This is a genomic window from Blastopirellula sp. SH421, from assembly GCF_057808535.1.
Genome location: NZ_CM173712.1, coordinates 6,335,515 through 6,348,732, shown reverse-complemented (window position 1 = coordinate 6,348,732; position 13,218 = coordinate 6,335,515). Strand labels below are relative to the sequence as shown.

The window sequence follows — 13,218 nt, the reverse complement described above, 5'->3', positions numbered from 1 at the left end:
CCGAGAGAGCGATGTCTCACGCTTGCGGCGCCTTGTTCCTGGATCGTGACGGTACGATCAATGTCGAACGCGAATATCTGGCCGATCCATCGCAGTTAGAACTGCTGCCGGGCGCAGCCGCCGCAATTGCTGCCGCGAATCGCGCCCAAGTCCCCGTCATCGTCATCACCAATCAGTCTGGCGTCGCTCGGGGTATGTTTCCAGAATCGCGAATCGCCGAGATCCACGAGCGTCTCGATCAACTGTTGGCCGAACAGGGAGCGACGATCGACGCCTACTATTATTGTCCACATCATCCGAAATCGGCCAGCGCCGCCTATCGCGTCGATTGTGAATGCCGCAAACCACGAGCCGGCATGCTGTTCGCCGCGGCAGCCGAGCATGGGTTGGATCTGCACGAAAGCGTCATGATCGGCGACAAAGCGTCGGATCTTAGCGTCGGCCGTTTTGCCGGGTGCCAATCCATCCTCGTGCGAACCGGATATGGGGCCGAAACCGAACAGCAACTGCCGGCCGCGGTTGCATCGCTGATTGGACGATTTGACTCGCTAAAGCCTGCCGTCGAATTTTGGCTACGTGCCCGGCTCAGCCAGGCTCTCGTTGCCGCATAGGCAAGATGGTGCAGCCGCTGATCGGCGGAGATAATTCTAAATCTCGCCGCACCTAAGGGTGTTTAGAATTCCCTACCTTTCGCAGCGAGCGGTGGAATACTGGTTGTTTAGCGATCATTTGGGCAGTTTTGCAGGCTCGATTTTCTTCCCGTTGAAATGCCCTAGCAGGGAAACCAGAGTGTTCATTGAGGTGAACTGCGGTCGTCCACTGCAAAAATGCTGAGATGGCTGAAAATCAGGCAATTTCAGGCGTTTTCTGGGTTATTTTTGACGCGTAACCCGCCCGGCGAGCTGCCACTCTAATGATTTTTGGCGATTCGGCATGGAGGTTGCTTTTAGTTCGCCCCAAACCAATGGTCGAAGAGAGGTCGACGACTAGAAACCAATTGTCGACTGTTCAACAGTTAGGGGGAGATTGGTCATGGGCGTAACACCAGAACAAATCGATTCGTGCGGGAATCATCAAGAGGGGAAAACTGGAGATCAAGGTTCGTCAGACGACGAACCGGGTAATAAGCCGGCATTACAGGAAATTGGTTCCAGTAACCCGTCGCAGTTTTCTGTAGTGGGTTTGGGCGCATCGGCTGGCGGACTAGAGTCGCTAGAGATATTCTTCGCCAACATGCCGTACGACTCTGGAATGGCGTTTGTCGTGGTTCAGCATTTGTCACCTGACTTCAAAAGCGTGATGGATGAACTGCTGGCTCGGCAAACGAAAATCCCAATTTATCGTGTCACGGATGGTATTGAGGTCAAGCCCAACGCGATTTACCTGATACCGCCGAAAAAGGAAATGATTATCGCCAGCGGCAAGCTGCTGTTGAGTGATAAGGATCCCAAATCTGGATTGGCGTTGCCGATCGATATCTTCTTTCGCTCGTTGGCCCAGGACTGTGGCCCGCGATCGATTGGGATCGTTTTGTCCGGTACCGGCAGCGATGGCTCGCGTGGTATCCGTGATATTCATGAGGTTGGGGGCTTAGTCATTGCCCAGGAATCGGACTCCGCCAAGTTTGATGGCATGCCGAAAAGCGCCGTAGAAACCGGCGAAGTCGACCTAATACTTCCGCCTGACAAGATTCCGCCTGCGTTGTTGTCCTATGTTCAGCACCACAGCGCTGATAGTTATGCGTTGGAACAGGCGCAAAAAAATCCGTCGATCTTAGAGGGGTTCGATGCGATTTTCCAATTGCTGCGGACCAACTATGACATCAACTTTTCGTTCTACAAGCAGACGACGGTCACCCGCCGCGTGCAGCGTCGGTTGCTGATGAATCAGATCACCGATCTGGAAGAATACGTCGAACGTCTGCGCAATGACCCAGACGAGCTCAATCGGCTGTACAAAGACCTATTGATTGGCGTAACAAAATTCTTTCGCGATCGCGAAGCGTTTGATCGTCTTCAACAGGAAGTCTTGCCGCAGTTGATAGAAAAGATCCCGGACAACGGCGAGCTGCGCATCTGGGTCGCCGGGTGTGCGACCGGAGAAGAGCCGTATTCGATCGCCATTCTCGTGCAAGAGCTGATCGAACAATCGAAGCGTCCAATCTCGGTAAAGATCTTTGCAACCGACGTTCATCGGACTTCGCTGGAATTCGCCAGTGTAGGCGTTTATACCGAATCATCGGTTTCCGAAGTTTTGCCGGACCGACTCGATCGATTTTTCACACGGGTCAAAGACGGATATCGCGTCTCCCAAGAGTTACGCCAGATGATCGTCTTCGCTCCGCACAACATCATTAAGGATGCTCCTTTTACGAAGATCGACCTGATCACTTGTCGGAATTTGTTGATCTACCTGGAAACGCTGGCCCAGAAAAAAGCGATTTCTCTGTTTCATTTCGCGCTCAACACAGGCGGCGTGATGATGATGGGGCCGAGCGAAAGCCCCGGCGAATTGTTGGAAGAGTTCGAGCCCATCGACGAACGTTGGAAGGTGTATCGCAAGCGACGCGACAAACGCTTGTCGCCTGATATGCGCTTGCCTCTTTCTGCTGGCTACGCGAGGCCGCAAGGTTTGTCACGCTTTAGCGTCGCATCGGCGGCGGTTGCTCCGCCCAATGCTCCCCTGCTCCGCGCGTATGACGAACTGTTAAAGGACCATGCGCCACCGAGTTTGTTGGTGAATGATCATCGCGAGTTGATCCAATCGTTTGGCGGCGGAGCGAACTATTTGAAAATGCGCGATGGTCGCCCCTCGCACGACTTTCTCGATCTGATGATTCCTGATCTACGTATCCCGGTTACCACGGCGATTCAACAGGCTGCAAAAAAACGAGCGCCGGTTAGTTTTCGCGGCATCCGCATTCAGGTGGGAGACGAGCAACAAATCGTCCATTTGGCTGTCAAACCGATTCAAGATCGCCAAACCGGAAGCGAGTTTTTTCTGATCACGTTTCAGCCGCTGAAATCTCAAAGCAATCACGAGGTCGCGACCAACGCCGAAGTCGGACTGGGAATTGCCGAGGCCTCACGCGATCAGATCGTGGCGCTGGAAGGAGAGCTGCGCTATACGAAAGAAAATCTGCAAGCGACCGTCGAGGAGATGGAGACCAGCAACGAAGAGTTGCAAGCGACCAATGAAGAACTGGTCGCGTCGAACGAAGAATTGCAGAGCACCAATGAAGAACTGCATAGCGTGAACGAAGAGCTTTATACCGTCAACGCTGAGTTCCAGAAGAAGATCGCCGAATTGACAGAAATGACGGCGGACTTCGACAGCTTGCTGCATAGCACGGACTTGGGAGTCGCATTTTTGGATCGAGATCTTTGCATTCGAAAATATACGCCCAAGATCGGCGAAGCGTTTCATCTGGTCGCCTCCGATGTGGGGCGCCGAATTGACAGCTTTTCTAACAGCATCGAACACCCTGAATTAATTAACGATCTAAAAGCGGTTCTCGAATCGGGCGAGACGATCGAAAGAGAGGTTCGTGCGGATCAAGATCAGATGCTGCTCATGCGGGTTCTCCCCTATCGGCCCAAACATGCGGTCGAAGGAGTGGTGCTGACCTTGATTGACATTACCCGCTTGAAGCAGGCCGAAAGTGAATCACGGTTGATGTCGAAAGTTTTTGTCGATGCGGCGGATCCGATCGTCGTCGAAGATCTACAAGGAAGAATTACCGATTTAAACGCCGAGGCCCAACGCATCTTTGATTACTCGCGCAACGATCTGATCGGGAAGAGCTTTGAGGTTTTGGTCCCTGCTGAAGATCGCCTCCGTTCACGCGAACTCCGTCAGCGATGTTTAGAAAAGGGGGGCCTGCGCAATATCGAAACGGTCAAGCAAGATCGCCAAGGCCGGGTATTTCCGGTCTTATTAACGCTCTCTGTTTTGACCAACGAAGAAGGGAAGCCTGTTGCGATCGCCAGCAGCGCCAAAGATATCACCGATCGAATCTACGCCGAGAAAGCGGCGCAAAGCGCTGCCAACAATCGCGATCAGTTTTTGGCGATGCTCTCGCACGAACTGCGAAATCCGCTAGGAGCCACGCTGACCGCGACCTACGTCTTGGATCTGGAGCCGAATTTGTCGCCAGAAGTTCGCGAAGTCTGCAATGTGATTCAACGACAGACGCTGCAAGCAGCCAGATTGCTGGATGATCTCTTGGACGTATCGCGGGTTACCCGAGGAAAAATCGAAATCCGAACTCAAGTGGTCGACTTGCGAACGCTGGTCGAAGACGTAACCCAGGCGGTCGGCCCGATGATCCAGGCTCGCGATCATCAACTAATCATTGACATCCCTGAGACGCCGGTGCTAGTCGAAGGGGATCCGACACGTCTGCTGCAAATCCAGGAAAACCTGCTGGCGAATGCGGCCCGTTATACTCCGCCTGGCGGTGAGATTCGCTTCTCGATTGCACGCGAAGATGGAGAAGCGGTTAACCGAGTCAAAGACAACGGCAGCGGAATTCCGCCCCATATGCTAGAGAACATTTTTGAATTGTTCGTACAGTCAGATAGCACGTTGGATCGCACCGACGGCGGGATGGGGCTTGGCTTGACCCTGGTCAAGACGCTGGTCGAACTGCACGGCGGTCGGGTCTCGGCTCATAGTGAAGGACCGGGCAAAGGCAGCGAGTTTATCTTGCGATTGCCGCTGTTGGCCGATGGTCGCATCCAGAAGGCCGAAGGGAACGGAAAGCCGACGATCACGCGCACCCAGCGACGCATTGTATTGGTCGAAGACAACAAAGATTGTCGCGAGATGTTAGAGACGATGCTGCGACTGGACGGGCACGAGGTCTGCACAGCGAGCGAAGGTCAGCAGGGGCTCGACTTAATCCTGCATCAGAACCCGGATGTTGCGATTGTGGATATCGGACTACCGCATTTAAGCGGTTACGAAATCGCCCAGCAAGTTCGAAAGCAACTAGGATCCGCTCCCTTTTTGATCGCGTTGACCGGCTATGGTCGCACGGAAGATCGCAAAGCGGTTAATAACGCAGGCTTTAACATGCATTTGGTCAAGCCGCTTAAACCGGCCGAGCTGACGCGTGCCCTAGAACAACTGAATCAATCCAAGTAACGAAGCCTACCAGTTCACGCCGATCGAAGTGACCACGCCGAAAAAACCGACGTTGCCCGTCTCACTGGTCGCGCTGCCGACGCCGTTCCAGAACTGACCTTCCATCGCGACGCTCGCAAATGGTTTCCAGACGCGACAATAGGAAGCGCCTTGCCATTGCAGACCCAATTGCAGTTCACCAATCGAAATGAGATCATCGCGATTGGAAGTGCTGGTCGTGGTAAATGGAGTCGATAGATCCAGATCTTCGCCGGCATTTAGCGTGCTTTGGGCATCGCCAAACAGCAACGAACCACGACCACGCGAAAACAGCGACCAGCAGCGAGCGACGGGAACAGAAGCGAACATCGACAAGGTTGGGCCGAACCCGCTGATCCCATGTTGATAGTCAATTTGTCCTGAGAGATTGCCAGAGACGTCGGTGGTTTGAGCGAGATAGCTCTGGTCGATCTCGGCGTAACGTACGCCGCCGGCAACACCAAAGTTCCAGCACGAAAAGCTCCCCTTCTTGGTCAGCTCAAGATCGATCGTATAGGCCGTCAGTCCCGAACTGGCGCTAAACGTTTCACCAGGAATCGTTGTTGAAGTATCTACATCGCCAAACAGCGGCGGCGTAATCTGACCAAATCCATTGGCCGGCGGCTGCGCCGTGATGCTGTCAGGATCATGAGAAAATCGCCACCAAGTTGCTTGGAATCCAATGTTGGAATCCATTTGCACGCCGGCAAAAATTCGGGGAGCGAACGCCATCTTCGAGTCGAACTCGACCACCTGATTGGATGAGAAACTTACTCCGTCGGATTGCGTCAGCGTATAGGCGGGGTTTTGACTGAACCGCGGGGCCAGAAAGGTCGCTTCAAAGCCAGCGTACCAGTTGCAACCACACGCAGAGCTGGGGTTATCGCAACAGCTGGACTGCTCGCCGCCAGACATCATCATCGAGTCAGGCGAAGCATAAACGGTTTCGTCCGTGATGGCCGTCTCGGCGTGATAGCTGACCGGAGCGACTTGCGCGCCCGGAGCGAAGAGCGAAGCCTTCGGCTGGCTAGCCGTTGGCTGGGGCGCAGCTGCGATCGGGCGCGCGGCTTGTGTTCGATGGAGACGTTGCGGCGGCGCGTTGGAACGGGCAGCACCGACAGGTTGCGGTGACTCGGCGAATGTGGCGGTCGAAAGCGCTCCGCAGAGCAGTGCGACGGCAAATAGGCGAGTAATGGACATCCAGCAGTCTCCACAAACGTAGTCCGGGAACGAGCCAGAGACAGACTCTGGACTTCCCTCTATTCGTTCATCGGTAGTCTGCGCGGGATAATTCAACTTTTCTGGTTGTAGCGATCCTGCGGCCGCTAGCAGCTATCAGGGAGCAGGGGAGAGTGTGACGACAAATTCTTCTTCATCGGCCAGCGGAGGTTCGCCGTTATCGATGACCAACACGCGAAACAGCACCGGGCCGGGAAGATCCGCGGCGGTAGGAGTCCAGCGAATAATTGCGTGGTTATTGTCTATTTTTTCAATGGTAGCGCCCGGCGGCGAATCTTCGGAATCCAAGATATAAGTGAGCGTGTCGCCTGCGTTGGGATCGGTCGCGGTAATTTGGATAACCAGTTCGACGCCAACCTGAGCGGTTTGATCCGGGATCGGCGCCAGATCCGGCGACAAATTAACCGCCACCTCGGCAGGAAAGCAGAGTAGATAAGCCCCATCGTGATCGACAGCGCCATCTCCATTCCAGGCAATCGCAAACGTGGCGTCGGTCGCGGCGATGTTTGGCGCGCGCTGGTGGCCGAAGGCCGGCCCCGCGGTGTTTGCATTCACGAAGAACTCGTCCGCTAGCACCGGGGCGGTCGAAGTGAGATCAATTTCGCGAGCTTTGACATTGAATCCGGTTCCGTCTTGAACGCCATCGGTCCAGGCCGCGATCAGAGCGCCTTCGACTGTCGCCGCGAGATTTACCTCCAACTGTTGGCCTTGGGTCGCCGCATTGACCTGGAATTCAGCGCCAATCAATCCGCTGGTAGCGCCCACTTGTTGCGCGTAAATTCCCCAGCCGTCTCCGTCTTGATTGCGACTTTGCCAAGCGACGGCAAAGCTATCACCGAGCGCGACAGCACTCGCCCCCAATTGACTTTGAGCCGTGTTGCTGTTGACGAGAAATTCACCACCCAGCTTGGTTCCATTGGCGTTCAAACGTTGGGCGTAGATCCCCCAATCACTGCCATCCTGATGACGACTGCTCCAGGTGACCAGCATCACGCCATCGGAGTTGATTGCAATGTCGGCGTAAGCTTGCTGGCGAAAGGTGGTTGTGTTGACCAACATTTCGTTACCCACCGCCACGCCGCTGCTGCTGAATCGGCGGGCGAAGATTCCATCAAAATCACCGGCGCCTACTCCTTGCCAAACAAAAGTGGCTGTCCCGTCCGATGCGATAGCGACTTCCGGATTTTCCTGCACTCCGCCGGTCGTTTGATTGATCCGCACTTCACCGGTTAATGCATTTCCGGAGGCATCAAACCAACGCGCAAAAATGCCGGCATGATCTCCCGCACCGCGACCTTGCCAGACGGCGACAAATCCGCCGCTGGGGAGCATGGTGACCGAGACGTTCGCTTGCTCGCCGGCGGTCGTCTGATTGATCAGCTGTGGCGAACCGAGTGGTTGGCCTGCCTCGTCCAAAAGTCGAAAGAAAACGCCGTCGCGATCACCGATCCCGACCCCAGAGTAGGCGACGACCAGCGATCCGCTGTCGAGATACGTCGCCGAATTGCCGGCATGGGTAATTTGGTCCCCGATGGTCGGGTCGTTGACCAGTTGCTCAATGCCGGTTGGCGAAGCGCTCAAAAGTTGGCGACCTTCGAGCCGCTCACAAGCTAAAGATCGTCGTCGGTTGGACATGCAAATCGGAGACGTTGGTAGGAAGTGGAGGGTCAGAATAATCCATACTAATCACGACCTGCCAACGAACATCCTGTTTCTGCTGTCTGGTTCGCAATAAAGAAAAGGACATCTCGATCGAGATGTCCTTTCCGAATTAATTGTTACAGGTCGAGCGCTTCAGCTCGGGACTAGAGCCACGATTCGTCCAGGATGTCGTTCAAGGCCTGATCAAATTGATCGCCGTTGATCGATTCGCCTTCCAGCGGCGGCTCTCCAACCGCAACAACCGTCACTGTACCGATAGCGGCCAGACTATCCAGCGTGCCGTCATTGATGACGACGTTGACCTCGCGATCGGTTTCGTCAGGATCAGCCGAGCTGTTTTCGTAGGTCAACGTACGCAAGACCAGCTCGTAGTTGGACAGCGTATCTTCACCGGTGAGCGTGAGCACGCCGTTGAGGTAGCTCGCCAAAATTGCCGTTCCAGTCGTATCAACCGCCAGCGTTTCGGAGTCGCCATCCAGCAAATTGGTGATGGTCACCGTTGCCGAAACCAGGGTGGTGTTGTCGAAGTCGGTGACTGTCAGGTCGGTATCAACAATTGCGACCGGACCTCCATCCTCCGTAAATGTCGCAACAAAGCCGTTACCGTCGTCCGCGCCGTTCAGGTCAACTATCGGAGCGTTGTTGACGGCCACCACAGTGACGGTGCTGACGACCGCAACGCTGTCGTCGGTCCCGTCGTTGACGGTGACTTCGATCAGCCGATCCCCTGCGGTTGGGTTTTGCGATACGTTTTCGTAGGCGAGCGTACCCAAGACCAATTGATAGTTGGCCAAGCTGTCTTCGCCGATCAAGGTCAGAACTCCGCCCACATAGTTGGCCAGGATCGACGTTCCGGTAACATCCACAGAGAGAACTTCATCATCGCCGTCCGTCAAATTGGTGACGGTTACGGTCGCCGAAGTCAACGTCGCGCTGTCCGTATCAAACACGCCGAGGTCGGTATCGACAATCGTCACCGGTCCGCCCTCTTCGGTAAAGGTCACGGCGAAACCGGTTCCTTCGTCCTCGCCGTTCAGGTCGACAATCGGCGGAGCGTTTGTCAACGTAACGGTGAACGATTCGGAATCGGCGCCGGGTAAGTTGGCGTCGTCATCAATCACCAGCACGACAAACACGAACGGTCCTGGCCCATCCTCGATGGTCGGCGTCCACTCGATCAATGCGGTCGTTTCGCTGGTCTTGGTGATTGTGGCCGAGGCCGGGATGCTGCCGCTAGGATCGTCGCGATCGAGTTGGAAGGTGAGATTGTCCCCTTCCAGGTCCGATGCGGTAATCGTCAGTTGCATCAGCACGCCGACTTGCGCTTGCTGATCGTCAATCGCTTCTAAGTTGGGCGATTCGTTGAGGTTCACTACGGTAACGGTGCTGATCGCCGCGATGCTTTCGTCGACTCCATCGTTGACGACCACTTCGATGACGCGAGCCGTTTCGGTCGGGTTGAGCAAAGTGTTGTCGTAGGTCAACGTTCCCAGGACCAACTGATAATTGGCCAAGGTATCTTCGCCGGTCAGGGTCAGCACGCCGCCCACATAGCTGGCCGTGATCGCCGTGCCGGTCGTATCGACCGCCAGAACTTCGTCATCGCTATCCAGCAAATTGGTGATCGTGACGGTGGCCGAAGTGAGCGTCGTATTATCGGTATCGGTGATCGTTAGGTCGGTATCGACAATCGCGACCGGGCCTTCACCTTCGGTAAACGTGGCGGCAAAATCGGCGCCCTCATCTTCCCCATTCAGGTCCACCACCGGCAACGCATTGACCAGCGTGACAGTGAATGATTCGGTATCCGACAGCGGATCGGTCGCGTCATCATCGGTCACTAGCACGTAGAAGACAAACGGGCCGGCGCCATCTTCGAGGGTTGGAGTCCACTCGATAATCGCCGTGGTGTCGCTGGTCTTGGTGATGGTCGCCGAAGCAGGAATGTTGCCGCTGGGATTGTCGCGATCCAACTGGAACGTCAGGACGTCCCCTTCTGCATCGGTTGCGGTGACAATCACTTGCATCGGCACGCCGACGTTCGCATCCTGATCGTCAATCACTTGCAGATCGGGGGCATCATTCACGCCAGCAATCGTTACGGTGCTAATTGCGGCGACGCTGTCATCGGTCCCGTCGTTGACGATCACTCCAATCACGCGAGCCGTCTCAGTCGGGTTTTGTGCAGTGTTGTCGTAGGTCAGCGTACTTAGAACCAACTGATAGTTGGCCAAGGTATCTTCGCCGGTCAGGGTTAGCACGCCGCCGACATAGCTGGCCGTGATCGCCGTGCCGGTCGTGTCGACCGCCAGTACTTCGGCATCGCCGTCAAGCAAGTTGGTGATCGTGACAGTGGCGGAAGCCAACGTCAGGCTGTCGGTATCCGTGATCGCCAAGTTGGCGTCAACAATCGCGACCGGGCCTTCGTCTTCGGTGAAGGTTGCACTAAAGTCGATTCCTTCGTCTTCCCCATTCAGATCGACCGCCGGTAGAGCATTGACGATCGAAACCGTGAAGGACTCCGTATCCGACAGTGGATCGGTCGCGTCGTCATCGGTCACCAGCACGTAGAAAACAAACGGGCCGGCGCCATCTTCGACGGTTGGGGTCCACTCGATGATCGCCGTGGTGTCACTGGTTTTGGTGATGGTCGCCGAAGCAGGAATGTTGCTGCTGGGATTGTCGCGATCGAGTTGGAACGTCAACACGTCCCCTTCTGGATCGGTCGCGGTGACGGTCACTTGCATCGGTACGCCAACATTAGCGACCTGATCGTCAATCACTTGCAGATCGGGCGCGTCATTCACGCCGACAATCGTCACGGTGCTGATCGCCGCGACGCTGTCGTTGTCGCCATCGTTGACGGTCACTTCAATGACGCGAGCCGTTTCGGTCGGGTTTTGCGACGTGTTATTGTAAGTGAGCGTACTGAGAACCAATTGATAATTGGCCAACGTATCTTCACCAGTCAGGGTCAATACGCCGCCCACATAGCTGGCGGTGATCGCCGTGCCGGTGGTGTCGACCGCCAGTACTTCGGCATCGCTGTCCAACAGATTGGTGATCGTTACCGTCGCTGAGGCCAGGGTCGAGCTGTCGGAGTCGGTGATCGCCAAATCGGTGTCGACGATCGCGATCGGACCTTCATCTTCAGTAAAGGTTGTTGCAAAGTCGATTCCTTCGCCGTCACCATTCAGGTCGACCGAGGGAGCATTGTTTTCGACCACCATCGTCACAGTGCTGACCGCTGCGAGGCTATCGTCAGTTCCGTCGTTGACGACCACTTCGATTAAACGAGCAGTCGCGGTGGGAGTCAGCGAAGTGTTGTTGTAGGTCAACGTACGCAGAACCAACTGATAGTTGGCCAGGGTGTCAGTGCCGGATAAGGTCAATACGCCTGCGACGTAGCTGGCCGTGATCGAAGTGCCGGTCGTATCGACGGCTAGTACTTCGGCGGCGCCGTCCAGCAGGTTAGAGATCGTTACCGTCGCTGAAGCGAGATTCAAGTTGTCGACATCGTCCACCGTCAAATCCGTGTCGACGATCGCAACTGGACCTCCCTCTTGGGTGAAGGTGCCGGCGAAGTCGACGCCGGCGTCAGCGCCGTTCAGATCGACTGTCGGCAGGTCATTAACCGGGACCACCGTAATCTTTGCAGCCGCGATGACACTGTCCGATACGCCGTCGTTGACCGTGACATTGATTGTGCGAATGCCGGCGGTCGGATTTTGCGAAGCATTGTCATACTTCAGCGTTCGAAGTACTTGCTGATAGTTGGCGACCGAATCGGCGCCTGTGAGAATCAATTCGCCGGTGTTCGGATCATACGCGGCCGTGATGCTGGTCCCGGTCACGTCGACCGAGAGCGATTCGTTGGTCGTGTCTGGACGATTCGTCAGCACCACCTTGGCCGAAGCCAGCAGCGGGCTATCCGCATCGGTCACCGTCATGTTGGCGCCAACCGCCGCGACCGGGCCGCCATCTTCTGTAAACGTGCCGCTATAGCCGGTGCCTGTTGTGGGGCCGTTCAAATCGACGGACGGAGCCTGGTTTCCTTCGGCCGATACGACAATGGTGAAGGTCTCGGCATCTGCTAACGGAGTTGTGCCGCGATCAATCGCGATGACGATGATCTTGAACGTGCCGACCTGGTCGGCCGTCGGCGTCCAAGTGAAAACGCCTGAGGTGGTGATCTTGGCGCCGGTCGGCGTGTCGGTACCAACATCAGGATCCAACACCAGGCGAATCTGATCGCCGGTCGGAACTCCTTCTGCATCCAGATCGACGACGGTCGCCCCATTGGCGAACAAGTCCATCGAAAACTGCTGTCCCACCACCAGATTGATCTGGGGAACATCCGACAGGTTCAGATCAGGCGCATTATCATTGCCAGGAACGCCTGAAGCGGTCAGCACCACGCGTGGTTCTAAATCTTCTAGCTGCGAGATGCGATTTTTTCCCCGACGGGAAGCAATGCTGCGGCGAGACTTGGAGGAAGCGGCGCGGTCGGGACGCAATGAATTCAGATCACGGCGATTTTGCATAACGATGTTTCTTTAGGGTCTTCGGTAAATCGTGGGGGAGAACGGCTTGCGAACTGATTCCGGCAGGTCAGTCTGGGTAAGTCGCGGAGATTTTAGCAGATAGCAAGGGAAGTCAACTAATCCAATTTCACGCATGCTTTCACAGGAAAATGGCAGCATTGCTGGCGCAAATAGTGTTAATTTTGACGCCTTAGGTAGACAGGGGTGTCTGTGAGGCACAAATTGGGGCACTTATCACCGATCATTCGACTAAATCCCTCTGCTGTTGGTTCCGATCGCGGCCAATTACTTCACCCAAAATCCCAAGATTCTTGAAGATTGCGTATAGGATTTATTCCAGAAAACCTAGGTATCCCTCGCGGAGTGCGCAGCTAGCATCAATCGCCAGACATGCGTATTTCAGCATCGGTTGGTCGAGGTCTCGCTACCTCTTGCAGAAGGCTACAAACGCATCAGTTGGTGGTTATCTATTGGCTGGCCATCGATTCTTCTGTCTGGATTGAAACACCTTTGCTCCCCTAAGGCGCCGGCAAAGTTGGTGTAAAATCGCCAAATAGACAAGCGGTGATGCAGCGAGAGGTGGGCTCCTACTCCACAATCGTGACAC

5 protein-coding genes are annotated in these 13,218 nt (G+C 55.4%); 2 read left to right on the top strand and 3 right to left on the bottom strand.

Annotation, left to right across the window (positions count from 1 at the left end; all coding sequences use genetic code 11):
* The first annotated feature begins 11 nt into the window (after window positions 1-11).
* On the top strand, window positions 12-611 hold the full coding sequence (locus SH421x_RS25750) for a D-glycero-alpha-D-manno-heptose-1,7-bisphosphate 7-phosphatase (protein WP_488852886.1): 600 nt from the start codon (window positions 12-14) through the stop codon (window positions 609-611).
* A gap of 421 nt (window positions 612-1,032) precedes the next feature.
* The gene (locus SH421x_RS25745) at window positions 1,033-5,148 is read left to right on the top strand and encodes a chemotaxis protein CheB (RefSeq protein WP_488852885.1); all 4,116 of its coding nucleotides are present in this window, start codon (window positions 1,033-1,035) and stop codon (window positions 5,146-5,148) included.
* Between the two features lie 6 nt (window positions 5,149-5,154).
* Here the strand turns inward: SH421x_RS25745 and SH421x_RS25740 are convergent, their stop codons facing one another.
* From SH421x_RS25740 to SH421x_RS25730, 3 genes are all read right to left on the bottom strand, one after another.
* Window positions 5,155-6,366: an Lpg1974 family pore-forming outer membrane protein gene (locus tag SH421x_RS25740; RefSeq protein ID WP_488852884.1), complete on the bottom strand. Its 1,212-nt coding sequence runs from the start codon at window positions 6,364-6,366 to the stop codon at window positions 5,155-5,157.
* A 135-nt stretch (window positions 6,367-6,501) separates the two neighbouring features.
* Entirely contained in the window at window positions 6,502-8,040 is a 1,539-nt protein-coding gene (locus SH421x_RS25735; RefSeq protein ID WP_488852883.1) for a hypothetical protein, read from the bottom strand.
* Between the two features lie 170 nt (window positions 8,041-8,210).
* Entirely contained in the window at window positions 8,211-12,611 is a 4,401-nt protein-coding gene (locus tag SH421x_RS25730; RefSeq protein ID WP_488852882.1) for a beta strand repeat-containing protein, read from the bottom strand.
* Window positions 12,612-13,218: the final 607 nt, after the last annotated feature.